Genomic DNA, 25743 nt, shown 5'->3' on the forward strand with positions numbered 1-25743 from the left:
GTTGGACATCGACATGAGCGCGCTGCGCATGCTGGAGGCGGAGCGGGAGATCCCGATGGACCGCCTCATCCCCACCATCGAGCAGGCCCTGCTCATGGCGTACCACCGCACCCCGGGGGCCCTGAAGCGCGCCCGCGTGGAGATCGACCGCGCGACCGGCCACGTCACCGTGTGGGCCACGGAGCTGGACGAGGACGACACGCCCATCGGCGAGTTCGACGACACCCCGAACGGCTTCGGCCGGGTGGCCGCCTCCACGGCGCGCCAGGTGATGATCCAGCGCATGCGCGAGGAGGACGACGACAAGGTCCTCGGCGAGTTCAAGGACAAGGAGGGCGAGCTCGTCTCCGGCGTCATCCAGCAGGGCCTGAACCGCCACATGGTCCAGGTGAACCTCGGCACCCTCGAGGCCGTCCTCCCGCCGCCCGAGCAGGTGCCCGGCGAGGACTATGCCCACGGCCGCCGGATCCGCGCCTACGTGGTCTCCGCGACGCGCGGCGCCAAGGGCCCGTCCGTCACGGTGTCCCGCTCGCACCCCGGCCTCGTGCGCAAGCTCTTCGAGCTCGAGGTCCCGGAGATCGCGGACGGCTCGGTCGAGATCACGGCGCTGGCCCGCGAGGCCGGCCACCGCACCAAGATGGCCGTGCGCGCCACCCGCCCCGGGGTGAACGCCAAGGGCGCCTCCATCGGGGAGATGGGCAGCCGCGTGCGCGCCGTCATGACGGAGCTCAACGACGAGAAGATCGACATCGTCGACCACGTGGACGACCCCGCCGCGATGATCGCCAACGCCCTCTCGCCCGCCACGACCGTCTCGGTGGAGATCCTCGACGCGGACCAGCACTCGGCCCGCGCCGTGGTGCCGGAGTACCAGCTGTCCCTGGCCATCGGCAAGGAGGGCCAGAACGCCCGCCTCGCGGCCAAGCTCACGGGCTGGCGGATCGACATCGTCGGCGACGGGGTCACCACCTCCGCCCCGGGTCGCTGACCGTCCCCGGGAACAGATCCGGGCCCGGACGCGCTAGGATGGATGAGGTCCTTTCTCGACCCGACGCCCGTGAGGGGTGAACGCATGACGTCTCGGACGGTCGTGCGCACCTGCATCGGATGCCGATCGAGGGCGGACCGGCAAGAGCTGGTGCGCGTCGCCCTGGACTCCTCGACGGAACCCCCATCCGTCGTCTGGGACCCGGAACGACGCCGTCCCGGCCGGGGTGCGTGGCTGCATCCCGGCGAGGACTGCCTCCTCCTCGCCCTGCGCCGCCGCGCGTTCGGGCGGGCCTTCCGGTCCGCCGTCGACGCCGACGCGCTGGGCCGCACCGCGGAGGCACCGGCTGACAGACCGACAGATGAAGGCGGGTCAGAGATCTGATGCGTACCCGATGAGCACTGAAGCATGAGTGCCCAGCGATGAACTTCACCCCCTGCTATCAGGCAGGCCGTGGTGCGCGTGCCCTGGTGGCGCGCGCGACGGCCTGGAGCAACGTCAACGGTCCCAGGACGCGCTGAGACGGACAGCCCGAGCGGCTCCGTTCCGGCCCGTGGGGCCAGAACAGGAGAACCGTGGCCAAGGTCCGCGTCCATGAGCTCGCCAAGGAGCTCGGCATCACCTCGAAGGAGGCCTTGAGCACGCTCAAGGACCTCGGCGAGTTCGTCAGCTCGGCTTCGTCCACCATCGAGCCCCCGGTGGTCAAGAAGCTGCGCAACGCCTACCCGGGTGCCGGCAAGTCCGCCGCCAAGCCCGGGTCCACGCCCGCCGCCCCGGCCGCGGGCCGTTCCGCCGCGCCGAAGCCGGCGGCCGCCCCGTCGCCGCGCACTGCGGCCCCCACCTCGAACGCCGGCGCCCCGGCGCCCGGTCCCGCCGCGGGCCGCACCGCCGCGCCCAAGCCGGGCGTCGCCCCGACCCCCGGCCCCGCCGCACCGACGCCGGCCGCACCGACGCCGGCCGCCCAGGTCCCTGCCGCTCCGGCCGAGCCGAAGGCCCCGCAGCCGCCGGCCACGCCGGGGTCGGCCGCGCCGAAGCCGGGCGCCGCTGCGCCCAAGCCGGGTGCCTCCGCGCCGAAGCCGGGCGCCCCGCGTCCCGGCAACAACCCGTTCAGCCCCAAGGGCGGTTCCGCCGGGTCTCGTCCGGGCGCCCGCCCGGGCGGCCGTGGCGGTGCTCCGCGCCCGGGCAACAACCCGTTCGCCCCCTCGCAGGGCATGCGCTCCGGTCGTGAGGACCGCGCGCCTCGTCCGGGCGGGCCCCGTCCGCAGGCCGGTGCCGGCGGCCCCCGTCCGGGCGGTCCGCGCCCGGCCGCGGGCGCCGGCGGTCCCCGCCCCGGTGGGCCGCGTCCGAACCCGGGCATGATGCCCAAGCAGATCACCCCGGCCCCGCAGCCGGCCCGCGGCCGTGGCCGTCCGGGCGGCGGCCCCGGCGGCGGTCCGGGTCGTCCCGGCGGCCCGGGCGGCCGTGGCGGTCGAGGCAACGCCCAGGGCGCCTTCGGGCGCGGCGGCGGCCCGCGCAAGGGACGCAAGTCGAAGCGCGCGAAGCGCCAGGAGTTCGAGCAGCAGCACACGCGTGAGATCGGCGGCGTCAAGGTCCCCAAGGGCGACGGCACCACCGTCCTGCGCCTGCGCCGCGGTGCGTCCCTGGCCGACTTCGCCGAGAAGATCCGCGCCGACGTCGCCGACCTGGTGAAGGTGCTCTTCACCCTCGGCGAGATGGCCTCGGCCAACCAGTCCCTCGACGAGGAGACCTTCCAGCTGCTCGGCGACGAGCTGGGCTACAAGGTCCAGATCGTGTCCCCGGAGGACGAGGACAAGGAGCTGCTGGAGGCCTTCGACATCGACCTCGAGGCCGAGGCGGCCAACGAGGACGAGGCCGACCTCGAGCCGCGCCCCGCGGTCGTCACCGTCATGGGCCACGTGGACCACGGCAAGACGCGTCTGCTGGACGCCATCCGCTCCTCGAACGTCATCGAGGGCGAGGCCGGCGGCATCACGCAGCACATCGGCGCCTACCAGGTGCCCGTGGAGCACGAGGGCGAGCAGCGTCGCCTCACCTTCATCGACACCCCGGGTCACGAGGCGTTCACCGCCATGCGTGCCCGTGGTGCGAAGGTCACCGACATCGCCGTGCTGGTGGTGGCGGCCGACGACGGCGTCATGCCGCAGACCGTCGAGGCGCTCAACCACGCCCAGTCGGCCGGCGTGCCGATCGTGGTGGCGGTCAACAAGATCGACAAGGACACCGCCGCCCCGGACAAGATCCGCGGTCAGCTCACCGAGTACGGCCTCGTGCCCGAGGAGTACGGCGGCGACACGATGTTCGTGGACGTCTCCGCGCGCAACAACATCAACATCGACCAGCTGCTCGAGGCGATCCTGCTCACTGCGGACGCCGCCCTCGAGCTCACGGCGAACCCGCACAAGGCCGCCCGCGGCGTGGCCATCGAGGCCAACCTCGACAAGGGCCGCGGCGCCGTCGTCACCGTGCTGGTGCAGACCGGCACGCTGCGCGTGGGCGACACCATGGTGGTGGGCTCCGCCCACGGCCGTGTGCGCGCCATGTTCGATGAGAACGGCAACGCCGTGGAGGCGGCCGATCCGTCGCGTCCCGTCCAGGTGCTCGGCCTGTCCTCGGTGCCGCGCGCCGGCGACTCGTTCCTCGTCACCGACGACGAGCGCACCGCCCGCCAGATCGCGGAGAGGCGCGAGGCGGCGGACCGCAACGCCCAGCTGGCCAAGCGTCGCAAGCGCATCACCCTGGAGGACTTCGACCAGGCCGTGGCCGAGGGCAAGCTGGACACGCTCAACCTCATCATCAAGGGCGACGCGTCCGGTGCCGTCGAGGCGCTGGAGGACTCGCTGCTCAAGATCGAGGTCGGCGAGGACGAGGTGCAGCTGCGCGTCATCCACCGCGGCGTCGGCGCCATCACGCAGAACGACGTGAACCTGGCGACCGTGGACAACGCCATCATCATCGGCTTCAACGTGCGCCCCGCCGAGCGGGTCGCCGACCTGGCCGACCGCGAGGGTGTGGACATGCGCTTCTACAGCGTGATCTACGACGCGATCGACGACATCGAGAACGCGCTCAAGGGCATGCTGAAGCCGGAGTACGAGGAGGTCGAGCTCGGCTCGGCCGAGGTCCGCGAGGTGTTCCGCTCCTCCAAGTGGGGCAACATCGCCGGTTCGCTCGTGCGCTCGGGCCTCATCCGCCGCAACGCCCAGGCCCGCCTGGTGCGCGACGGCGTGGTGGTCTCCGAGCACCTCAAGATCGAGTCGCTGCGCCGCTTCAAGGACGACGCCACGGAGGTCCGCGAGGGCTACGAGTGCGGCATCGGCCTGGGCAGCTTCAACGACATCAAGGAGGGCGACGTGATCGAGACCTTCGAGATGCAGGAGAAGCCGCGCGTCTGACGGCCGGGGCGGGGGCCCGCACGGGCCCCCGCCTTCCGCGTCCCACCCTCTGAACCATCACCACCGGAAGGAACCGCACCATGGCCGATCCGGCACGCGCCGGCCGCCTGGCCCAGCGCATCAAGGTCCTCGTGGCCGAGGCGCTGCGCCGCGGCGTCAAGGACGATCGCGTGGAGCCCGTCACCGTGACGGAGGTCCGCGTGACCAACGACCTGCAGCACGCCACCGTCTACTACACCGTCCTGGGCGACGAGGCCACGGTGGCCGCCGCCCACGAGGGCATCCAGGACAACCGCGGCATCCTGCGCCGCGAGGTGGGCCGCGGGCTCACCATCCGCCTGGTGCCCACCCTCGAGTTCGTGGCGGACACCGTCCCCGAGGCGGCCGCACACCTGGAGGACGTCCTCCGCGCGGCCAAGGAGCGGGACGCCGAGCTGGCGAAGGCGCGCGAGGGCGCGTCGTACGCCGGTGACGCGGACCCGTACCGCACCGCGGAGCCGGACGCCGACGCCGACGACGCCCCGCGCGCCTGAGGCCCGCGGCACGGTGAGCGCACGCAGCACCGGGGGACAGGCCCCCGACGCGCCGGGAACGGAGGCGTCGGGGGTCGTCCTCGTGGACAAGCCGCAGGGGTGGACCTCGCACGACGTCGTCGGGCGGGTCCGCCGGCTGGCGGGCACCCGCAAGGTGGGCCACGCCGGCACCCTGGACCCCATGGCCACGGGCCTGCTCGTGGTCGGCGTCAACAAGGCCACGCGCCTGCTGACCGCCATCACGGGCACGGACAAGACGTACACGGCCACGATCCGGCTCGGGCAGTCGACCGTCACGGACGACGCGGAGGGCGAGGTCGTGCAGACCCGGCTGGCCAACGCCGTCACGCCCGAGCGCGCGGCCGAGCAGGTCGCCGCCCTCACGGGCGAGATCCTGCAGGCGCCCTCGGCCGTCTCCGCCGTCAAGGTGGCGGGCCGGCGCGCCTACGATCGCGTCCGCGCGGGAGAGGACGTCACCCTCGACGCCCGCCCCGTCACCGTGCACGAGTTCACGGTGCACGAGCTGCGCCGGCTCGACGGCGGCCGGCTGGTCGACCTCGACGTCACCGTGCGCTGCTCCTCCGGGACCTACATCCGGGCGCTCGCCCGCGACCTGGGCGAGGCCCTCGAGACCGGCGGTCACCTGACGGCGCTGCGCCGCACCGCCGTCGGCCCGTTCGACGTGGCCGACGCGCTCTCGCTCGAGGCCCTCGCGGAGCGGTTCGCGATGACCGAGCTCTCCGAGGCCGCCGCCGGGCTCTTCCCGGTGCGCGAGCTGACGGAGCACGAGGCCCACGAGCTCGCCTTCGGGCGGGTCGTGGCGCCCACCGGCACGGGTGAGACGCTCGTCGCCGGGCGCGCGCCGGACGGCCGCGTCATCGCCCTCGTCTCCGACGTGCGCCGCCGCGGCGCCGACGTCGCCAAGCCCCAGCTCGTGTTCGCCCCGGCCGAGGGGCCGGGACAGGGAAGGACCGCATGATCCTCGACGCCTGGTTCTGGACGGGACTGGTGATCGGTGCCGTCTCGTTCGTCGTCTGCGTGGTGATGACGGCGATCCGCCGCCACCCCGCGGACGCCTCGATCCTCTCGGTGGCCGCCGTCGAGCTGTTCACGCTCGTCTATGCGGCGGCCGCCGCCGTCCGCCAGCTCGGCGGGGACACCCTGAACGGCCCCGGCTGGGAGTTCTGGGGCTACATCCTCACCGCCCTGATCGTGCCGGTGATCGCCGTGGGCTGGGCCGTCACGGACAAGACCCGGTGGTCCAACCTCGTGCTGGCCGTGGTCGGGCCCACGATCGCCGTGATGCTGCATCGCATGCAGGTCATCTGGTTCGGGCAGTGGTGAGGAGGATGGACATGGCACCCAGCGACGGCGCCCCCGCGCGCAACCAGGGTCTCGGCCGGATCATCGTCATGGTCTACGCGGTGTTCGCCCTCTCCGCGAGCGCGCGCAGCCTCTTCCAGATCCTCACGCAGTTCGACGCCGCCCCCGTGGCGTACACGCTCTCCGCGGTCGCGGCGGTCGTGTACATCGTGGCGACGTTCGCGCTCGCCCGCTCCGGCGCGCGCGCCTGGGCCGTGGCGCTGGGCGCCGTGCTCGTGGAGCTGGCCGGCGTGGTGGGCGTGGGCCTGTGGACCGTCCTGGATCCGGGGATGTTCGCCCACGACACCGTGTGGTCCCGGTTCGGCGCGGGCTACGGCTATGTGCCGCTCGTGCTGCCGGTGGTCGGCCTGATCTGGCTGCTGACGCACCGCCCCGCCCGCCCGGCCGAGGCGGGGGCGCTCTGATGCGGGTCTGGAACAGCCTGGACGAGGTCCCCACGGACCTGCCGCGCACCGTGGTCACCCTGGGCAACTTCGACGGCGTGCACCGCGGCCACCGGGAGGTGCTGCGCCGGGTCGTCGAGCTGGCGCGGGCCCGCGACGCCCTGGCCGTGGCCGTGACCTTCACCCCGCACCCGCGCGCCGTGCACCAGCCCGAGGTGCCCCACGTGGACATCATCAGCCCCGAGCAGCGGGTCGTCCTCCTGGAGGAGGCGGGTCTGGACGCGGTGCTCCTGCAGCGGTACACCCTCGAGTTCGCGGACCAGTCCCCGGAGGAGTTCGTCCGCGGCATGCTCGTGCACGGGCTGCATGCCGCCGTCGTGGTCGTGGGGCACGACGTGCGCTTCGGCCGGGGCAACACCGGCGACGTCGCGGAGATGGTGCGCCTGGGGGCCCGCTACGGCTTCGAGGTCGAGGCCGTCGAGGAGTTCCCCGCCGAGCACGGGGCCGAGCCGGAGCGCCGTTGCTCCTCGACGTGGGTGCGCGAGGCCCTGGCCGCGGGCGACGTCGCTCAGGCCGCGGCCGTGCTCGGCCGGCACCACGTGCTCGCCGGCGAGGTGGTGCACGGGTTCGCGCGCGGCCGCGAGCTCGGCTTCCCCACGGCGAACCTCGAGACGGATGTGCAGGGCATGATCCCGGCCGACGGCGTCTACGCCGGTTGGGTGCACGACGCGCACGGCGGCGTGTGGCCGGCCGCGATCTCCATCGGCTCGAACCCCACGTTCGAGGACGTCTCCCGCGTGGTGGAGGCGCACGTGATCGACCGCCATGACGAGCGGGTGGAGGACTTCGACCTGTACGGCCAGCACATCGAGGTCGAGTTCGTGGCCCGGCTGCGCGGGATGGTCGCCTACGAGGGCGTCGAGAAGCTCGTGGCGCAGATCACGCAGGACGTGGACGAGGCCCGGGCGATCCTGGCCACGACCCCCTCCGACCGGTGAGCGCCCCGGAGCCGGGCGCTTCCCCCGCTGTGCCGAACCTGCCGGGGCGCCCGGCCCGGGCCCGTCGGGCCGGGCCCAACCCCTTCGAGACCGGCGGGGAGCATTACGACGCCGTCCGCCCCTCCTACCCGGCCGCCGTGGTGGACCGCGTCCTGGCGGGCATCGCCGACGGCGCGGAGGTGGTGGAGCTCGGGGCCGGGACGGGACTGTTCACCCGGCTGCTCGCGGCCCGCCCGGCGGACCGGGTGCGGACGGTGACGGCCCTCGAGCCGTCGGCGTCGATGCGCGCCGTCCTGGAACGCGAGGTCGCGGCCGGCACGGGCGGGCGGGTGCGCGCCGTGCCGGGCACGGGCGAGGCCACGGGCCTGCCGGCGGCGAGCGCCGACGCCGTGGTGGCGGCCCAGGCCTGGCACTGGATGGACCCGGCCGCGGCGAGCGCGGAGGCCGCACGGGTGCTGCGCCCGGGTGGGCGCCTGGCCGCGGTGTGGAACCAGCTCGACACGGCGGTGCCGTGGGTGCACCGTCTCACCCGGATCATGCACGCCGGGGACGTGCACGCCGCCCGGCCGGAGCAGCGCCGGTTCGCCGCCCCGTTCGGGGCGGAGGAGCACGCGCGCTGGGCGTGGACGCAGCCCATGACCGCGGCGGGGCTGCACGGACTCATGGCCTCGCGCTCGTACTGGCTGCGCGCGGACGAGCGGATCCGGTCCCGGATGACGGCCAACCTCGACTGGTACCTGCACGAGCACCTGGGCCATGCGGCGGACGCGGTCCTGCAGGTGCCCTACGTGACGGTGGCCTGGTGGGCGGCGCCGGTCAGGGGCGGGCGCCCACGGTGACCGGGACCGTCCGGGCGATCCCGGCCCGCCGCGCCTGCCAGAGCAGCAGCGCCGTGGCCACCGCGACCACCGCCACCGAGAGCAGCGTGGCCGCCGGGGAGCCGGCGGTCTCCGCGCCCACGTAGCTGTCCTCGACGGTGCCCACGAGCGTGCCGACGGCGATGATCACCACGTTGTTGACCACGTGGAGGGCGACGGCGGCCTCGAGCCCGCCCGTGCGCCACGTGAGCAGGACGGCGGCGACGGCGAACGCGGCGAGGTCCAGCAGGATCCACGGGTCGAGCGAGCCGTGGGCGAGCGAGAAGGTCGCCGCCGAGAGCACCGCGGTGACCGCGGCGGCCACGACCGGCCGGCGGATCCACGTGCCGACGGCCAGCAGCAGCCACCCGCGGAACAGGTACTCCTCGCCCGCGGCCTGGAACGGGGTGAGCACGAACGCCATGACGAGCAGCCAGACCCAGTCCTGCGCGCGCGGGGCCGTGGGGGCGCCGTCGAGGGCCCACGCGCCCAGCACGTAGGCGAGGAACAGCGGCGTCAGCACGACGACGCAGCGCGCCAGCCAGCGCCAGCGCACGCGGCCCTCGACCGAGTGGACGAAGCGGGCGGCGACGGGGTGGCCCAGCGCCACGGCCAGCAGCGCGACCCCGATCAGCGCGGCGAGCAGGAGGTTGTTCAGCAGCACCATGGGCGCGGAGTACAGGTCGAGGTCGGTCACGTCCGTCGGGTCGGCCGCGCCGAGCAGCGCGGGCCCGGACGTGGCGATCAGGGCGAGAGCGCCCAGCACGCCCCCGAGCACGAGGAGACCCACCAGGCCGGCCAGCACGAGGCCGAAGGACGCGAGCGGGTTCCACCATCGGGCCCGCGGCGTGCGCAGCAGCGCGGGGTAGCCGTGGCCGATCAGCGGCAGATCCAGGGGCGGCGCGGGCGGCCGGAGGGGGAACGACGACGGGGCCGGGGAGTGGGGGACCGGTGGGGTGCTCACCGGGCCAGGGTAGGCGATGCGGTAGACTCGACCCTCGGCCTCCCTGCAGTCCGCGGTGGGGTGGGCCCCGCGTCGTCCGCCCCGGCGGGGCGCGGCCCGTGTTCGCGGTACCGAAGTGAAGGAGGCCCACCATGGCCCTGGATCCCGCTGTCAAGCAGCAGATCATCAAGGAGTACGCCACCCACGAGGGCGACACCGGTTCCCCCGAGGTGCAGATCGCGGTCCTGTCCCGCCGCATCAAGGACCTGACCGAGCACCTCAAGGAGCACAAGCACGACCACCACACCCGTCGCGGTCTGATGGCCCTGGTCGGTCGCCGTCGTCGCATGCTCGGCTACCTGCAGAAGGTCGACATCGAGCGCTACCGCGCGCTGATCGAGCGCCTCGGCCTGCGCAAGTGACCTGAGGGGGCGGCGCCGGAGCCCGCGGGAGACCCGCGAGCGCCGGCGCCGCCTTTCGTCTGCCCCCGGACGCACGTAGTGTGTCCCGGGGGAGAGATCGCCGCAGCCTGCGGCACTCCGGCGCGCCATGGCGCGCATCCCCGCATCATCGACACACCCGACGGCTCCGCGCCCATCGCTCGCGGTCCTCGACAGTGGCTCCCGGACCCCGCCGCACGGCGGGATGCCGAGGGCCTCGATCGAAGACCAGGGGGACAGGGACGCCTGCGGCGCCGTCCACCTGAAAGGAGGCCCTCATGGAGGGTCCTGAGATCACCTTCGCCGAGGCCGTCATCGACAACGGCTCGTACGGCAAGCGCACCGTCCGCTTCGAGACCGGGCGCCTCGCCCAGCAGGCCGCCGGCGCCGCCATGGTCTACATCGACGAGGAGACGTCGATGCTGTCCGCCACCACCGTCGGCAAGTCGCCCCGCGAGGGCTTCGACTTCTTCCCGCTGACCGTGGACGTCGAGGAGCGCATGTACGCCGCGGGCCGCATCCCCGGCTCGTTCTTCCGCCGCGAGGGCCGCCCGTCCACGGACGCGATCCTCACCTGCCGCCTGATCGACCGCCCGCTGCGCCCGGCGTTCGTCAAGGGCATCCGCAACGAGGTCCAGGTCGTCGTGACCGTCACCTCGATCGCCCCGGACGAGATCTACGACACGGTGGCCATCAACGCCGCCTCCCTGTCCACGCAGCTGTCCGGCCTGCCGTTCTCCGGTCCCATCGGCGGCGTGCGCATGGCCCTCATGGACGACGGCTCCGGCACGCGCCAGTGGGTCGCGTTCCCGAAGCACTCCCAGCTCGAGGGCGCCGTGTTCAACATGGCCGTGGCCGGCCGTGTGGTGGGCGACGACGTCGCCATCATGATGGTCGAGGCCGAGGCGACCCCGGACTCCTGGACCCTGGTCAAGGAGCGCGGCGCGCAGGCGCCCACCGAGGAGATCGTGGCCGAGGGCCTCGAGGCCGCCAAGCCCTTCATCCGCGCCCTGTGCGAGGCCCAGGCCGACCTGGTCAAGCGCGCCGGCAAGGACCCGGTGGACGTCCCCGTGTTCCAGGACTACCAGGACGACGCCTACGCCGCCGTCGAGAAGCTCGCCACGGACCGCCTGACCGAGATCTTCTCCATCGGCGACAAGCAGGAGCGCGAGTCGGCCTCGGACGCCTACCTGCTCGAGGTGCTCGAGGAGCTCGCCGGCGAGGGCAAGGACTTCGCCGAGCGCAAGGGCGAGATCGCCAAGGCCTACGGCTCCCTCACCAAGCAGATCGTGCGCCGCCGCATCCTCACCGACCAGGTGCGCATCGACGGCCGCGGCCTGACGGACATCCGCAAGCTGACCGCGGAGGTGGAGGTCCTGCCCCGCGTGCACGGCTCCGCCATCTTCGAGCGCGGCGAGACCCAGATCATGGGCGTCACCACGCTGAACATGCTCAAGATGGAGCAGCAGATCGACTCGTTGGCGCCGGAGACGGCCAAGCGGTACATGCACCACTACAACTTCCCGCCGTACTCCACCGGCGAGACCGGCCGCGTGGGCTCCCCGAAGCGCCGCGAGATCGGCCACGGCGCCCTCGCCGAGCGCGCCCTCGTGCCCGTGCTGCCGGCCCGCGAGGAGTTCCCCTACGCGATCCGCCAGGTCTCCGAGGCCCTCGGCTCCAACGGCTCGACGTCGATGGGCTCCGTCTGCGCCTCCACCCTGTCCCTGCTGAACGCGGGCGTGCCGCTGCGTGCGCCCGTGGCCGGCATCGCCATGGGCCTGGTCTCCGCCGAGGTGGACGGCCAGACCCAGTACGCGGCCCTGACCGACATCCTCGGCGCCGAGGACGCGTTCGGCGACATGGACTTCAAGGTGGCCGGCACCGCGGAGTTCGTCACCGCGATCCAGCTGGACACCAAGCTGGACGGCATCCCGGCCTCCGTGCTGGCCGCCGCCCTGACGCAGGCCCGCGAGGCGCGCCTGCACATCCTGTCCGTGCTGAACGCCGCCATCGACGCCCCGGACGAGATGGCCCCCACCGCCCCGCGGATCATCTCCGTGCGCATCCCGGTGGACAAGATCGGCGCGGTCATCGGCCCCAAGGGCGCCATGATCAACCAGATCCAGGACGACACGGGCGCGGACATCACCATCGAGGACGACGGCACCGTGCTGATCGGCGCCACCGACGGCGCCTCGGCCGAGGCCGCGCGCTCCGCGGTGAACGCGATCGCCAACCCGCAGGTCCCCGAGATCGGCGAGCGCTACCTCGGCACCGTGGTGAAGCTGACCACGTTCGGCGGGTTCGTCTCGCTCACCCCGGGCAAGGACGGCCTGTTGCACATCTCCGAGCTGCGCAAGCTCAACGAGGGCAAGCGCGTGGACGACGTCGAGGACGTGCTCGGCGTGGGCCAGAAGGTCCAGGTCGAGATCACCAAGATCGACGACCGCGGCAAGCTGTCCCTCTCCCCGGTGGTGGCGGAGTCCGACGCCCTGGCCGAGACCGCGGACGCGATCGAGTCCTCGCAGATCGAGGCCTGATCCGCCCCGCCCGGCCCGGTGACCACGACGGCGCCGCACCCTCCCCGCGAGTGGTGCGGCGCCGTCGTCGCGCATGGGCGAGAATGGCCGTCATGAGTGTTCACCGTGAGATCCCCCTGGACTTCGACGGCGTGCTGGCGGACGAGGGCAACGGTTCCGTGGTGCGCCGCTCCGTGCTGCCCGGCGGCGTCCGCGTGCTCACCGAGGCCATGCCGGACCAGCGCTCGGTGACCATCGGCTACTGGGTGGCCGTCGGGTCCCGTGACGAGTCGCCCGAGGGCTACGGCGCCACGCACTTCCTCGAGCACCTGCTCTTCAAGGGCACTCCCACGCGCACCGCGATGGACATCGCGGCCGCCTTCGACCGCGTGGGCGGGGAGTCCAACGCCGGCACGGCCAAGGAGTCCACCGTCTACCACGCCCGCGTGCTGGACGAGGACCTGCCGATGGCCGTGGAGGTCCTCACGGACATGCTCACCTCCTCCCTGATCGACCCGGACGAGCTCGAGACCGAGCGCGGCGTGATCCTCGAGGAGCTCGCCATGGACGCGGACGACCCCGTGGACGTGGCCCACGAGAAGCTCGCCGAGGTCATGCTGGACGGCCACCCCCTCGGCCGGCCGATCGGCGGCACGCCCGAGACGATCCGGGCCGTCACCCGCGACCATGTGGTGGGGCACTACACGCACTGGTACCGCCCGGACGAGCTCGTCGTCACCGCCGCCGGCCACCTCGACCACGACGAGGTCTGCCGCCTCGTCCTCGCCGCCCTGCGCGCCTCGGGCTGGGAGCTCACCCAGGGGGCCCTGCCCGCCCCGCGTCGTGCCGTGGACACCGCCGGGGCCGCGGCCTCGCGGGTGCGGACCGGCACGCACACCGTCACCAAGGCGGTCGAGCAGGCCAACGTCCTCGTCGGCGGCCGCTCGCTGTCCACCACGGACCCGGACCGCTTCGCCCTGGGCGTCATGCAGTCCGTCCTGGGCGGGGGCATGTCCTCGCGGCTGTTCCAGGAGATCCGCGAGCGCCGCGGCCTGGCCTACAACACCTACTCGTTCTCCGCCGGGTACTCCGACGCCGGCTACTGGGGCCTGTACGCGGGCTGCCAGCCGGACCGGGTGGACGAGGTGGCCGCGCTGATGGAGGCCGAGCTGGACCGGATGGCCGAGGCCGACGTCACCGGGGAGGAGCTCGCGCGCGCCCACGGGCAGATCTGCGGCGGCACCGTGCTGGGCATGGAGTCCACGGGCGCCCGCATGTCCCGGCTGGGACGGGCCGAGCTGGTCACGGGGGAGTACGTGGACCTGGCGGCCTCCCTCGCCCGGGTCCGCGAGGTCGACGCCGGCCAGGTCCGGGCCGTGGCCGCGCGCCTGGCCGCGGGGGACCGGGCGCGCGTCGTCGTCGCCCCGGCCTGACCTCGGCCACGGCCGCCGGGGCGGGCCGCGTAGGCTGGAGGCCATGACCGAGACCCGCACCCCCTCCGCCGTGTCCGCTCCCGACGACGTCCCGCGCGTCGCGATCCTGGGCGCCCGTGGCCGCATGGGCCGCCACGCGGTGCCCGCGGTGCGAGCGGCCGAGGGGCTGGAGCTCGTGGCCGAGCTCGGCTCGCAGGACCGCCTGGACGCGGTGCTCGACGCCGGCGCCACGCACGTCCTGGACCTCACGGTGCCGGACGCCTCGCCCGAGAACGTGGCCTTCGCCGTGGAGCATGGGCTGCACACGGTCGTCGGCACGTCGGGCTGGGTGCCCGAGCGCCGCGAGCGCCTCGAGGCGCAGCTGACTGAGCACCCGGGGGTGGGCGTGCTGATCGCCCCGAACTTCTCGGTCGGCTCGGTGCTGGCCTCGGCGTTCGCCGCGCAGGCGGCGCGGTACTTCGAGTCCGTCGAGCTCGTCGAGCTGCACCATCCGGACAAGGTGGACGCCCCGTCGGGCACGGCCGTGCGGACCGCCGAGCTCATCGGCGCGGCCCGGGACGCGGCCGGCGTGCCCGTCTCCCCGGACGCCACCGAGCACGACCCGGACGGCGCGCGCGGCGCCGTCGTCCACGGCGTGCACGTGCACGCGGTGCGCCTGCGTGGCCTGGAGGCGCACCAGGAGGTGCTGCTGGGCGGGCCGGGCGAGCAGCTCGTGGTCCGGCACGACGCATTCGACCGCGGCGCCTACATGCCCGGCGTCGTCCTCGGCCTGCGGACCGTGGCCTCCCGCCCGGGTCTGACCTACGGACTGGACGGATACCTGGACCTTGGCTGAGCCCTCCCGCACCCCCGACGACGGCGCCGTGGGCCCGACCGCGCACGCCGCCCGTGCCCGCCGCTCGACCGTGATGAGCAAGGTGTGGGTCGGCTTCGTCTGCCTGCTCGTGCTGCTGTTCGCCGGGTTCGCCCTCAACGCGTCCGTCGCGCTGGTGCGCGCCCCGCAGCCGCTGGCCAAGGCGATCGGCGTGGGCGTCATCCTCGTGGTGCTGGTGACCGTGGCCGTCCTGGCCCGCGAAGTGTGGTTCGGCCGCCAGACCGAACGCCTGGCCGACCAGCTCGAGGCCGAGGGCGGACTGCCGGAGGACGACCTGCCGCGCTCGCCGGGCGGCCGGATCGACCGGGAGGCCGCCGACGCCCAGTTCGAGCTGTACCGCGTGGAGGCCGAGGCCGCACCGCGCGACTGGCGCGCCCGCTACCGCCTCGCCCTGGCCTACGACGCCTCGGGCGACCGCCGCCGCGCCCGCGAGGCGGCCCGGGAGGCCGTCCGCCTGCACCGCGCCGGCTGACGCGGCCCACGCGTCGCTCAGCGCCCTCCGACGGCCCGTTCCCCACCCGCCCGGGAGAGCCGGGCCATCACGGCCTCGAGCGGACCCCGTCGGCCGCTGAGCTCGGCGGCCAGCCCGGCCGCGAGGCTCAGCACGACGAGGGCGGCGAGCAGCGCCCCGTCGGCCGGATCGAGTCCGGTCGCGTCCACGAGCGCGAGCACCACGAGGTGCCCCACGTAGAGCGTGAGCGGGATGCGCCCCGCACCCACGAGCGGGCGCAGCGCGGCGTGCCCGACCAGCGGCCGGGCCAGCAGGCAGGCGCCCAGCACGGCGCAGGCCCAGCCCGCCGCGAGCACGGCGGCCACCACGGACCCGGAGTGCGGGGTCGGCAGGGCGAGCCACAGCGGATCCGGGATCAGCAGCGCGAGCCGCGGCTCGCCCGTGCGCAGCGTGAGCGCCGTCTCGGCCGGGTCCGTGCCGATCGCCGCGGCGACGCGCCCGACCGTGCCCGGAGCCCGCAGCACCGCCGCACCGACGACGCCGGCCGCCGCCCACGCCGCGGCCCCGCCGCCGAGGATCCCGGCGGCCACGCGGGGCCGGTCCAGCGGCAGCCGCCCCAGGGCCAGCCCCAGCACGAGGAACGCGCCCCAGGACAGGACGGGGTAGTAGCCCGTGACCGTCAGATCGGCCAGCAGCAGCCCGGGACGCAGCAGGTCCGCGGGGCCGGGGGAGAGCCAGAGCCGCCCGCCCACGAAGAACTCCTGGCGCCCCACGGCGGCCTGCGCGGCCGCGACCACCGCGAACACCAGCACCGGCCCGAGCACGAGCCACGCCCCCGCGATCAGGCCCAGGGCGCGGGCGCGCAGGCCCAGCAGGGGCAGCGCGAGCAGGAAGAGCAGGGCGTAGTGGCACAGGATGACGGCCACGGGGACGCCGAGCGTCCCGCACGCGAGCCCGAGCACGAACAGCAGGCCCGCGCGTCGGGTGATCCGGCGGCGCAACGCCGCGCGCCGGACCCCCGTGGCCGGCGTCGCGCCCCCCGTGGACAGGGCCAGCCCGACGCCGGCCAGCAGGACGAACAGCACCGAGGCGCGTCCGGCGAACCACAGGAACGCCGGGTGCGGCGCCCCGTCCGCCGTCGCCGGGTCGACGACGTGGACGGTGATCATGCCGAGCAGGGCGATCCCGCGGGCCGCGTCGACGCCGGGCAGCCGGCGACGCGCGGGCCGGTCCGGGCGGACGGCGGCGGGGGGCGGGGCGGGACGCAGGGCGGGCTCCTCTCGAGTCGCCGCGCGTCGCGGAGGGGCCACGGACGGCGCGGGCCCCCAGTCTCGCAGGTAGGGTGGGGCCCATGAGTGCCGTCCGTTCCGCCGTCATCCCCTCCGAGCTGCTCTTCGGCACGGTCGTGCCCGCCATGGTCACCCCCATGACGGACGAGGGCGCCGTGGACCTCGAGGCGGCCGCCGCGCTGGCAGAGCACCTGGTGGACCGCGGGGCCGACGGCCTCGTGGTCACCGGCACCACCGGCGAGACCTCCACGCTCACGGACGACGAGAACGTGGCGATGTTCCGCACCGTCGTCGAGGCCGTGGGGGACCGCGCCAGGGTCGTGGCCGGCACCGGCACCAACGACACGGCGCACACCCTCGAGCTGTCCCGCCGCGCGGCCGAGACGGGCGTGGACGGGCTGCTGCTCGTCACCCCGTACTACAACAAGCCCAACCAGGCCGGCATCCGCGCGCACTTCGAGGCCGTGGCCGACGGCGTGGACCTGCCGATCATGCTCTACGACATCCCGGGCCGCTCCGTGATGCCGATCGAGCCCGAGACGATCATCGCGCTCGCGCAGCACCCCAACATCCGTGCACTCAAGGACGCCAAGGGGGACCTGCAGTCCACCACCACCGTCCTGGCGCACACGGACCTCGACCTCTACTCCGGCGACGACGGCGCGACCCTGCCGCTCATGGCGCTCGGCGCCGTCGGGGTCGTCTCGGTGGCCGCGCACGCGGCCCCCGAGCTGTACCGCCAGCTCGTGGACGCCGTCCACGCCGGCGACCTGGCCGGTGCCCGTGACCACCACTTCGCGCTGGACCCCGTCCAGCGCGGCATCATGACCCACGTCCAGGGCGCGGTGGCCGCGAAGGCCGTCCTCGCCGCCCAGGGCGTCATCCCGTCCGCAGCCGTGCGGCTGCCCCTCGTCCAGGCCACGCCGGACGAGCTCTCCGTCATCCGAGCCGACCTCGCGGAGGCCGGCATCACCTTCTAGAAGGGACCCGTTCCATGACCGCAGGCACCCGCCTGTCCACCCCGCCCAAGCTCAAGCGGGGCACCTGCCGCATCGTCCAGCTGGGCGGCCTCGAGGAGGTCGGCCGCAACATGGTCACCTTCGAGATCGACGGCAAGATCCTCATCGTCGACTGCGGCGTCCTCTTCCCCGAGGAGCACCAGCCCGGCGTCGACCTGATCCTGCCGGACTTCGACTACATCCGGGACCGCGTGGACGACGTCGTCGGCATCGTCCTGACCCACGGCCACGAGGACCACATCGGTGCCGTGCCGTACCTGCTGCGCCTGCGCGACGACATCCCCGTGATCGGCTCCAAGCTGACCCTCGCCCTGATCGAGGCCAAGCTCGAGGAGCACCGGATCAAGCCGCGCACCCGCGTGGTCAAGGAAGACGACATAGTCGAGTTCGGCCCGTTCGAGTGCGAGTTCGTGGCCGTGAACCACTCGATCCCGGACGCGCTCGCCGTCGCCATCCACACGGACGCCGGCACCATCCTGCACACCGGCGACTTCAAGATGGACCAGCTGCCGCTCGACGGCCGCATCACGGACCTGCGCGCCTTCGCCCGTCTCGGCGAGGAGGGCGTGGACCTGTTCATGACCGACTCCACGAACGCCGAGGTCCCGGGGTTCACCACCACGGAGGCGGAGATCGGCCCCACCCTCGAGCGCTACTTCGCCACGGCGAAGCGCCGCATCGTGGTGGCCTCGTTCTCCTCCCACGTGCACCGCGTGCAGCAGGTCCTCGACGCCGCCCACAAGCACGGTCGCAAGGTGGCCTTCGGCGGGCGCTCCATGATCCGCAACATGACCATCGCGGCGAAGCTCGGCTACCTCGACGTGCCGAACGGGATCCTCGTGGACATCCGCAAGGTGGACAAGTACCGAGACGACGAGATCGTGCTCATGGTCACCGGCTCCCAGGGCGAGCCGATGGCGGCCCTGTCCCGCATGGCCAACGGGGACCACCAGGTGCAGCTGGAGGAGGGCGACCTCGTCGTGCTGGCCTCCTCCCTGATCCCGGGCAACGAGAACTCCGTGTTCCGCGTGATCAACGGGCTCATGAAGCTCGGCGCGACCGTGGTGCACAAGGGCATGGCCAAGGTGCACGTCTCCGGCCACGCCTCCGAGGGCGAGCTGCTGTACTGCTACAACATCGTCGAGCCCGAGTTCGTGATGCCGGTGCACGGCGAGACCCGCCACCTGATCGCCAACGGCCGGATCGCGGAGAAGACCGGCGTGCCGGCCGAGAACGTCATCCTGGCCGGCAACGGCACCGTGGTGGACATGACCGACGGCCTCGTGAAGGTCGTCGGCGAGGTGGAGTGCGGCTACGTGTACGTGGACGGCTCCTCCGTGGGTGAGATCTCCGACTCGGACCTCAAGGACCGCCGTGTCCTGGGCGAGGAGGGCTTCATCTCGATCATCACCGTGGTCAACCGGCAGACGGGCACGATCGTGTCCGGTCCGGACGTCCACGCCCGCGGCGTCGCCGAGGACGAGAAGGTGTTCGAGGAGATCAAGCCGAAGATCGTCCGGGCGCTCGAGGAGGCCGTGCAGTCCAGCAAGGACCACACCGCCCACCAGCTCCAGCAGGTGGTCCGCCGGACCGTCGGCACGTGGGTCAACCGCAAGCTGCGCCGGCGCCCGATGATCATCCCGGTGGTCCTGGAGGCCTGACCCCTCCGGGTCGCCATGCCTGCCGTGTCCGCGGTTCGCGGTAGTTTGGTGGGCATGGCGACCCGTACTTCCCCCACGCGTTCGTCGTCCTCCTCCTCCGCCACGTCCCGCTCCGGCTCCGCCGGACGCCGAGGCTCCGGACGGAAGGGGTCGACCGCGACCGTCCCCGAGGCCGACCGGCCCGCCGCGCCCCTGCGCGCCCTGCACACCCTGTGGATGGGGTTGGCCACACCGGTCGGCGCGGGCTTCCGCAAGCTCGGCCCGGACGTGCGCATCGACCGCGAGGAACGCCGTGACGGCACCGGCCTGGTCCTGCTGCTGCTCGCCGCGCTGATCGCGGCCGTGGAGTGGTGGGGCCTGCGCGGCACCGCCGTCGGCCGCGTGGTGCACGGGGTGGTGGGCGGCACCGTCGGGTGGTTCGCCCTCCTGGTGCCGATCGCCCTGCTCGTCGTGGCCGTGCGCTGCTTCCGCCACGCCACGGACCATCGCGCCAACGGACGCATCATCATCGGCCTGCTCATGGCCACCGTCGCGGGCTCCGGCATCGCCCACCTCGTGGGCGGCGTGCCCTCGGCCGCCGACGCCTTCGAGGACATGCTCGGCGCCGGGGGCATGGTCGGCTACCTCGCGACGGCGCCGTTGGCCTCCCTGCTGACACCCGTGCCCGTCTGGGTCCTCATGATCCTGCTGGCCTTCTTCTCGGTGCTCGTGCTCACCGCGACGCCCGTCGGCTCGATCCCGCAGCGGATCGCGGGCGGCTACGACTGGCTCACGGGCCAGGACCCCGAGGGTGCCTCCGAGCAGCGGGCCGCCCGCCGTGCCGAGCGGCGCCGGGCCCGGGAGGAGCGCCGCGAGGCCGAGGACCTCGCCACCCCGCTCTCCGTGGATGCGGAGACCGGGCGCACCCACCCGGACCACGACCAGTCCTACCTGGACGGCCCGGCCGCCGGCGCCCACGCCGCCGGGGCCTCCCGCCCCGGCCTGTTCGCGCGCCTGTTCGGCGGGCGCCGGGCACGCGAGGAGCAGGCCGCCGACGCCGCCCCGGAGCACACCGCCAGCACCGCCTACGACTCCCCGGTGATCCACGAGGCCGAGGCCGGCTCCCACGCCGCCCCCGAGGCGGAGACCACCCAGGTCCTGCCCCGGCCCGCCCCCCGGCGAGCCGCTCGCGGGGAGCAGGGCGTGTTCGACGCCGAGCAGGCCGCCGCGGACGCGCGGGACGCGGGCCGGGACGCCTCGGACGACTTCGACCCGTGGGTGGACGAGGACGACGCGCCCGAGGACGCGGACGCCGAGCCGCAGCCGCCCGCCGGAGTGCGCCGGCCCACGGCCGCGGACCGTGCCCTCGAGCAGGTCCGCGAGCATGCCCGCGCCCAGCGCGAGTCCGCCGCCCCGGCCGCCGCGCGCCAGGAGGGGGACGCGGGGGAGGACACCCCGTTCGCCCTGGACGACGCCCCGGGTCAGGGCTCCGGGGCCGCCGCGCCGTCGTCGTCCTCCGCCGTGCCCGCCAGCACCCCCGCGCCGGTGCCGCCGGTGACCGCCGAGCCGGCCCGCGGCACCCAGTCCGAGCTGGGCGGGGACGTGTCCTACACGCTGCCGCAGTCGGCCCTGCTCCCGGCCGGGCCCCAGCCGAAGGAGCGCTCCGAGGCCAACGACCGGGTCGTCGCCGCGCTGACCACCACGTTCACCGAGTTCAAGGTGGACGCCCAGGTCACCGGGTTCTCCCGCGGGCCGACGGTGACGCGCTACGAGGTCGAGGTCGCCCCCGGCACCAAGGTGGAGAAGGTGACGGCGCTGGAGAAGAACATCGCGTACGCGGTGGCCTCCTCGGACGTGCGGATCCTCAGCCCCATCCCGGGCAAGCGCGCGATCGGCATCGAGATCCCCAACACGGACAAGGAGGTCGTGGCCCTCGGCGACGTCCTGCGCTCGCAGGCCGCCCAGCGCACCGACCACCCGATGGTGATGGGCGTCGGCAAGGACGTGGAGGGCGGCTACGTGGTGGCCAACCTCGCGAAGATGCCCCACATGCTTGTGGCGGGCGCCACCGGCGCCGGCAAGTCCTCGTTCGTGAATTCGATGATCACCTCGATCCTCATGCGCTCCACCCCGGACGAGGTGCGCATGGTGATGGTGGACCCCAAGCGCGTCGAGCTCACCGCGTACGAGGGCGTGCCCCACCTGGTCACCCCGATCATCACGAGCCCGAAGAAGGCGGCCGAGGCGCTGCAGTGGGTCGTCAAGGAGATGGACACCCGCTACGACGACCTCGCGGCGTTCGGCTACAAGCACGTGGACGACTTCAACAAGGCCGTCCGGGCCGGCCAGGTGAAGCTGCCACCGGACTCCAAGCGCGTGCTGCGCCCGTACCCGTACCTGCTGGTCATCGTGGATGAGCTCGCGGACCTGATGATGGTCGCCCCGCGCGACGTCGAGGACGCGATCGTGCGCATCACCCAGCTGGCCCGTGCGGCCGGCATCCACCTCGTGCTCGCCACGCAGCGGCCGTCCGTGGACGTGGTCACGGGCCTGATCAAGGCCAACGTGCCCTCGCGCATGGCGTTCGCGACGTCGTCGGTCACGGACTCGCGCGTGGTCCTGGACCAGCCCGGCGCGGAGAAGCTGCTCGGCCAGGGCGACGCCCTGTTCCTGCCGATGGGCAAGTCCAAGCCCATGCGCGTGCAGGGGGCGTGGGTCAACGAGTCCGAGATCCACGCCGTCGTGGAGCACGTGAAGTCGCAGATGCAGGTCCAGTACCGCGAGGACGTGATCCCCGAGAAGACCGAGAAGGTCATCGACGAGGACATCGGCGACGATCTGGACCTGCTCCTGCAGGCCGTCGAACTCGTGGTCACCACGCAGTTCGGCTCCACGTCCATGCTGCAGCGCAAGCTGCGGGTGGGCTTCGCGAAGGCCGGCCGCCTCATGGACCTCATGGAGTCCCGCGGCGTCGTGGGCCCCTCCGAGGGCTCCAAGGCCCGCGACGTGCTGGTCAAGCCCGACGACCTCGCGGACGTGCTCGCCACCATCTCCGGAGACACCCCGCCCTCGACCGGAACCGGTGACGACGCCGCCTCGGCGTCCGCCGGTCCGCGCGACCTGGTGCAGGAGGACCTGGACTCGCGCCCGGCCGCCGTGGACTGGAACGATGAGGACGACGACGAGGGATCGGAGGACGCGTGGCAGCTGACGGGCAGATGAGCACGGCGGGTGGGGCGCAGCACGTGTCCGCCTGGAACCTGCCGAACATCCTGACCTCGGTGCGCATCCTGATGGTGCCCTTCTTCGCCTGGGCGCTGTGGGCCGGCGGGCCGTGGGGCGGCGACTCGCTCGTCGCCCGCTGGGTCGCGCTGGCGCTGTTCGCGGCGGCCATGTACACCGACAAGCTCGACGGGGACATCGCCCGCGCCCGCGGGTTGATCACCGACTTCGGCAAGATCGCGGACCCCATCGCGGACAAGCTGCTCACGGGCACGGCCCTCGTGCTGTTCTCCCTGCTGGGCGAGCTGTGGTGGTGGGTGACCATCGTGATCCTGGTGCGTGAATGGGGCATCACCCTGATGCGCTTCGTGGTGATCCGTTACGGCGTGATGCCGGCTGGCCGCGGCGGCAAGCTCAAGACCGTGCTGCAGACCGTGGGCATCGGCCTGCTGCTCCTGCCCCTGGCCCCGCTCGTGGGCGGCTGGTGGCCGTGGGCCGGATGGGTGGTCATCGGGGCCGCCACCGTGCTGACGGTGCTGACCGGTCTGGAGTACGTCAAGGACGCGTGGGTCCTGCGGCGGGACGCGCTCGCCGCCCAGCGGGGGGCCTGAGGCGATGACCATGGCGGCGGCCCGGGACGTGGTGCACGCGCTCGCGGACGCGGGCCTCACGGTGGCGACGGGGGAGTCCCTCACCGCCGGTCTGGTGGCCGCGCGCCTGGCCGACGTCCCCGGGGCGTCGGCCGTGCTGCACGGGGGCGTGGTGGCCTACCAGAACGCCGTGAAGACCGGCCTGCTGGGTGTGCCGGAGGACCTGCTCGCGCGGGTCGGGGCGGTGGACGCGGACGTGGCCCGGCGGATGGCCCTCGGCGCCCGGGCGGCCCTGGGCGCCGACGTCGGTGTGGCCACCACGGGCGTCGCCGGGCCCGAGCCGCACCAGGGCCAGCCGGTGGGCACCGTGTGGCTCGGCCTGGCCGTGCCCGACGCGGACGCGAGCGCGCTGGACGTGTTCGGCGGCGAGCGCGACGGCGCGGCCACCGCGATCCTCCTCCGGCTCGACGGCGACCGGGCCGCGATCCGGGAGGCCACCGTCGCCGCGGCGCTGCAGGCCCTGACGCGCCTGCTCGCCGGCCGCGGCCACTGAGGCTGCACGGGGGCGCCGACCGACCCGCCTCGGCGCCCCGTCCCTGGTGCCGGCCCGCCCCGCCGCGTAGGTTCGGCGCGATGGAGACCGCATCGCCTCCCACCCCGCCCGAGCATGCGCCGCAGGACGGCGACGACGCCCCGGGCCCCCGCGTCATCGGCCTCGTGGCCGACCCGGGCACCCCGTGGGCCCTCGTGCGCCGCATCGCCGGGGATGTCGAGGACCGGCTCGACGACCGCCTGTCGCAGCCCGGCGGCTGGCGGGTCGAGACCCGGCAGGAGTCGCTGCCGGTCGGTGCGACCGGGGGCATGGTCTTGGAGGAGCCGGTCCGCTCACTCGCGGACGGGCGGGGATGGGACACGGTGGTCGCCGTCGTCGACCTGCCCCGGTTCGACGACCGGCGCGGCGTGGTGGCGGACGTCGTGCCGCAGCTGCGGGTCGGCGTCGTGTGCGTCCCGGCGCTGGGGGTCATCACCCCGGCCCGCCGGCTGCGGGAGACGGTGCTGCGGATCGTCGAGCACATCGACACCGCCCCCCACGTGGACCCGCCGGACGGGGAGCTGGACGTGCAGTCCTCCGACGAGTCCGGCGAGGTGGAGGAGGACGACGACCGGTCCCCGACGGACGAGCCCCCTGAGCCCGACACGGACGCACTGCGGGGCATCGCCCCCCTGGTCGACGTCGACGCGGACGTGACCACGACCACCCGGATGGGCGGCGGGTCCCGGCGCACGTCCACGGTGTACGTGAAGGGCTGGACGGGCACGCTGCGTCTGCTGGCCGGGATGGTGATGGCCAACCGGCCGCTGCTCATGCCGCGGGACATGACGTTCACGATCGCCTCGGCCAGCGCGGCCGGTGCCTACGGCGTGTTCTTCGGCTCCATCTGGGTGCTCTCCAGCGTGATGTCCCCGGGGCGGCTCGCGGCGGTCAGCGTGCTGTCCGTCGTGCTGCTGGTGGCGTGGCTGGTCACCACGAACGGTCTGTGGACGCATGGTGCGGCCCACCGGCACAGCTCGCGGCTGGACGACCTCTCCACCGTGCTCACCGTGGGCCTGGCCTGCACCGTCGTCTACGTGCTGCTCTTCGTGACGCTGCTGCTGGTCGCGCTCATGATCATCCCCGTGGAGTATCTGGGGGAAGATCTCGACCAGCCCAGCGGCGTGGGCGACTACGTCCGGCTCGTGTGGCTCGCGGCGTCGATGGGCACGATGGCCGGGGCCGTCGGCTCGAGCCTGGACGACTCCGACCGCATCCGGAACGCCACGTACTCCCTGCGGGAACGGCATCGGCGCTCGGAGCGGCACGGGGGCGACGGGGCCGCGGAACGCCCGAGGGAGGGGGAGGCCGTGCCTCGGGAATGAACGCGACCCCGCCCGACGTTGAATGTAATGAGTCAAGAAGAGTGCCTCGCGGGATCAGGCCCGCGGCCCGGTGCCTTCAGGAAAAGTCCAGGAGCAGGCGATAGACATGATGCGACATCCCGTCCATTCCCACGGAATCACGCGCTGGGTCGATGACCAGCCCCGTCCCCGCGCGGCCGCCCCCGACATCAAGGAGCGCAGCATGCCCCTCCTCCGCCACGAGATCGGCGACGTCCTGCGCGACGTCCGGCAGCTCCAGGGCCGCACCCTGCGCGAGGTCTCGCACGATGCCCGTGTCTCGCTCGGCTACCTGTCGGAGGTGGAGCGCGGCCAGAAGGAGGCCTCCTCCGAGCTGCTGGCCTCGATCTGCCAGGCGCTGGACATCCCGCTGTCCTACCTGCTGCGGGAGGTCTCGGACCGGCTCGTGGAGCAGGAGGGCATGGTCGTCCCGGACACCCTGCCGGACGACCTCACGGACCCCAGCCTGGGCTCGCTGGCCGGCCGCTGACCCCGCCACACCCACGGCGCGGGCGCCCCGTCTCGGGGCGCCCGCGCCGTCTGCGTCCCCGTCCCTGACCCCGCGACCGACCACAGAGAGGACCGCCCGTGCGCGAGAGCGAGTTCCGCCGGCTGATGGACGAGGAGTTCGGCCCCGCCCGGGCCGGCCTCGTGGCCGACTCCCTGCACCTGCCCGGCCTGGACACCACCGCGACGGCGGCGCTCGCCGCCGGCGTGGACCCGCGGCGGGTCTGGCTGGCGGTCTGCGACCTGCATGAGATCCCGCAGGAGCGGCGTCTCGGTCGGGACGTGCCGCCGAAACGCTGACGCCGCGACGCGCTGGCGGGGCACTG

Annotated in this window: 24 protein-coding genes; 22 read left to right on the forward strand and 2 right to left on the reverse strand. The window is 73.7% G+C overall.

The features are described from left to right. The first annotated feature begins 1 nt into the window (after window position 1). The 9 genes from nusA (at window position 2) to ACTSKS_RS00235 (ending at window position 8537) form a co-directional block, all read left to right on the forward strand. Window positions 2-988 (forward strand): transcription termination factor NusA, encoded by a 987-nt coding sequence (gene nusA / locus ACTSKS_RS00195; protein WP_036314069.1) that lies wholly within the window; start codon window positions 2-4, stop codon window positions 986-988. Between the two features lie 84 nt (window positions 989-1072). After that, the gene (locus ACTSKS_RS00200) at window positions 1073-1372 is read left to right on the forward strand and encodes a YlxR family protein (RefSeq protein WP_236601372.1); all 300 of its coding nucleotides are present in this window, start codon (window positions 1073-1075) and stop codon (window positions 1370-1372) included. Window positions 1373-1563: 191 nt separating this feature from the next. Beyond that, window positions 1564-4401: a translation initiation factor IF-2 gene (gene infB, locus ACTSKS_RS00205; RefSeq protein ID WP_159228354.1), complete on the forward strand. Its 2838-nt coding sequence runs from the start codon at window positions 1564-1566 to the stop codon at window positions 4399-4401. Between the two features lie 80 nt (window positions 4402-4481). Then, complete coding sequence (rbfA, locus tag ACTSKS_RS00210; RefSeq protein WP_036314977.1) at window positions 4482-4934, forward strand: 30S ribosome-binding factor RbfA; 453 nt, start codon at window positions 4482-4484, stop codon at window positions 4932-4934. A gap of 13 nt (window positions 4935-4947) precedes the next feature. Beyond that, on the forward strand, window positions 4948-5913 hold the full coding sequence (gene truB / locus ACTSKS_RS00215) for a tRNA pseudouridine(55) synthase TruB (protein ID WP_101965594.1): 966 nt from the start codon (window positions 4948-4950) through the stop codon (window positions 5911-5913). After that, window positions 5910-6278 (forward strand): hypothetical protein, encoded by a 369-nt coding sequence (locus ACTSKS_RS00220; RefSeq protein ID WP_002855305.1) that lies wholly within the window; start codon window positions 5910-5912, stop codon window positions 6276-6278. The genes truB and ACTSKS_RS00220 overlap by 4 nt, the downstream gene beginning before the upstream one ends. A gap of 11 nt (window positions 6279-6289) precedes the next feature. Next, window positions 6290-6721, forward strand: a complete 432-nt coding sequence (locus ACTSKS_RS00225) for a hypothetical protein (protein ID WP_036314984.1) — start codon at window positions 6290-6292, stop codon at window positions 6719-6721. Further along, window positions 6721-7698 (forward strand): bifunctional riboflavin kinase/FAD synthetase, encoded by a 978-nt coding sequence (locus ACTSKS_RS00230; protein ID WP_036314988.1) that lies wholly within the window; start codon window positions 6721-6723, stop codon window positions 7696-7698. Before ACTSKS_RS00225 ends, ACTSKS_RS00230 begins: the two co-directional genes overlap by 1 nt. Beyond that, entirely contained in the window at window positions 7695-8537 is an 843-nt protein-coding gene (locus tag ACTSKS_RS00235) for a class I SAM-dependent methyltransferase (protein WP_036314991.1), read from the forward strand. The genes ACTSKS_RS00230 and ACTSKS_RS00235 overlap by 4 nt, the downstream gene beginning before the upstream one ends. On the opposite strand, the gene ACTSKS_RS00240 is transcribed toward ACTSKS_RS00235, so the two are convergent. Next, window positions 8515-9519, reverse strand: coding sequence for a CPBP family intramembrane glutamic endopeptidase (locus ACTSKS_RS00240; protein WP_044658601.1), 1005 nt, complete (start codon window positions 9517-9519; stop codon window positions 8515-8517). The genes ACTSKS_RS00235 and ACTSKS_RS00240 overlap by 23 nt on opposite strands. A 131-nt stretch (window positions 9520-9650) precedes the next feature. On the opposite strand from ACTSKS_RS00240, the gene rpsO reads away from it, so the two are divergent. The 5 genes from rpsO (at window position 9651) to ACTSKS_RS00265 (ending at window position 15236) form a co-directional block, all read left to right on the forward strand. After that, on the forward strand, window positions 9651-9920 hold the full coding sequence (rpsO, locus tag ACTSKS_RS00245; protein ID WP_017488396.1) for a 30S ribosomal protein S15: 270 nt from the start codon (window positions 9651-9653) through the stop codon (window positions 9918-9920). A gap of 296 nt (window positions 9921-10216) precedes the next feature. Continuing rightward, window positions 10217-12478, forward strand: a complete 2262-nt coding sequence (locus tag ACTSKS_RS00250; RefSeq protein ID WP_101965593.1) for a polyribonucleotide nucleotidyltransferase — start codon at window positions 10217-10219, stop codon at window positions 12476-12478. A gap of 83 nt (window positions 12479-12561) precedes the next feature. After that, window positions 12562-13890, forward strand: a complete 1329-nt coding sequence (locus tag ACTSKS_RS00255; protein ID WP_036315003.1) for a M16 family metallopeptidase — start codon at window positions 12562-12564, stop codon at window positions 13888-13890. Window positions 13891-13933: 43 nt separating this feature from the next. Then, on the forward strand, window positions 13934-14725 hold the full coding sequence (gene dapB / locus ACTSKS_RS00260; RefSeq protein ID WP_041104246.1) for a 4-hydroxy-tetrahydrodipicolinate reductase: 792 nt from the start codon (window positions 13934-13936) through the stop codon (window positions 14723-14725). Beyond that, window positions 14718-15236 carry a hypothetical protein gene (locus ACTSKS_RS00265; RefSeq protein WP_041104248.1) on the forward strand — a complete coding sequence of 173 codons (519 nt, stop codon included), beginning with the start codon at window positions 14718-14720 and terminating at the stop codon, window positions 15234-15236. Before dapB ends, ACTSKS_RS00265 begins: the two co-directional genes overlap by 8 nt. 17 nt (window positions 15237-15253) lie before the next feature. Here the strand turns inward: ACTSKS_RS00265 and ACTSKS_RS00270 are convergent, their stop codons facing one another. After that, complete coding sequence (locus ACTSKS_RS00270) at window positions 15254-16525, reverse strand: heparan-alpha-glucosaminide N-acetyltransferase domain-containing protein (protein ID WP_041104251.1); 1272 nt, start codon at window positions 16523-16525, stop codon at window positions 15254-15256. A 41-nt stretch (window positions 16526-16566) separates the two neighbouring features. Here ACTSKS_RS00270 and dapA point away from each other — a divergent pair, with 41 nt between their 5' ends. The 8 genes from dapA (at window position 16567) to ACTSKS_RS00310 (ending at window position 25717) form a co-directional block, all read left to right on the forward strand. Beyond that, window positions 16567-17484 carry a 4-hydroxy-tetrahydrodipicolinate synthase gene (gene dapA / locus ACTSKS_RS00275; RefSeq protein ID WP_036384223.1) on the forward strand — a complete coding sequence of 306 codons (918 nt, stop codon included), beginning with the start codon at window positions 16567-16569 and terminating at the stop codon, window positions 17482-17484. Window positions 17485-17498: 14 nt separating this feature from the next. Further along, the gene (locus ACTSKS_RS00280; RefSeq protein WP_134416528.1) at window positions 17499-19184 is read left to right on the forward strand and encodes a ribonuclease J; all 1686 of its coding nucleotides are present in this window, start codon (window positions 17499-17501) and stop codon (window positions 19182-19184) included. Between the two features lie 54 nt (window positions 19185-19238). Continuing rightward, window positions 19239-22385 carry a DNA translocase FtsK 4TM domain-containing protein gene (locus ACTSKS_RS00285; RefSeq protein ID WP_442927196.1) on the forward strand — a complete coding sequence of 1049 codons (3147 nt, stop codon included), beginning with the start codon at window positions 19239-19241 and terminating at the stop codon, window positions 22383-22385. Beyond that, window positions 22382-22996 (forward strand): CDP-alcohol phosphatidyltransferase family protein, encoded by a 615-nt coding sequence (locus tag ACTSKS_RS00290; RefSeq protein ID WP_060974316.1) that lies wholly within the window; start codon window positions 22382-22384, stop codon window positions 22994-22996. The genes ACTSKS_RS00285 and ACTSKS_RS00290 overlap by 4 nt, the downstream gene beginning before the upstream one ends. 10 nt (window positions 22997-23006) lie before the next feature. Further along, complete coding sequence (locus ACTSKS_RS00295) at window positions 23007-23528, forward strand: CinA family protein (RefSeq protein WP_170721021.1); 522 nt, start codon at window positions 23007-23009, stop codon at window positions 23526-23528. Window positions 23529-23608: 80 nt separating this feature from the next. Beyond that, window positions 23609-24892 carry a hypothetical protein gene (locus ACTSKS_RS00300; RefSeq protein WP_442927197.1) on the forward strand — a complete coding sequence of 428 codons (1284 nt, stop codon included), beginning with the start codon at window positions 23609-23611 and terminating at the stop codon, window positions 24890-24892. Window positions 24893-24998: 106 nt separating this feature from the next. Next, entirely contained in the window at window positions 24999-25400 is a 402-nt protein-coding gene (locus ACTSKS_RS00305; RefSeq protein ID WP_036315027.1) for a helix-turn-helix domain-containing protein, read from the forward strand. A 98-nt stretch (window positions 25401-25498) separates the two neighbouring features. After that, window positions 25499-25717, forward strand: a complete 219-nt coding sequence (locus tag ACTSKS_RS00310) for a DUF3046 domain-containing protein (RefSeq protein ID WP_002856506.1) — start codon at window positions 25499-25501, stop codon at window positions 25715-25717. Window positions 25718-25743: the final 26 nt, after the last annotated feature.

Origin of the sequence: Micrococcus sp. TCR-5 (assembly GCF_052220525.1) — a bacterium.
In the GTDB taxonomy this organism is placed as follows: Bacteria; Actinomycetota; Actinomycetes; order Actinomycetales; family Micrococcaceae; genus Micrococcus; species Micrococcus luteus.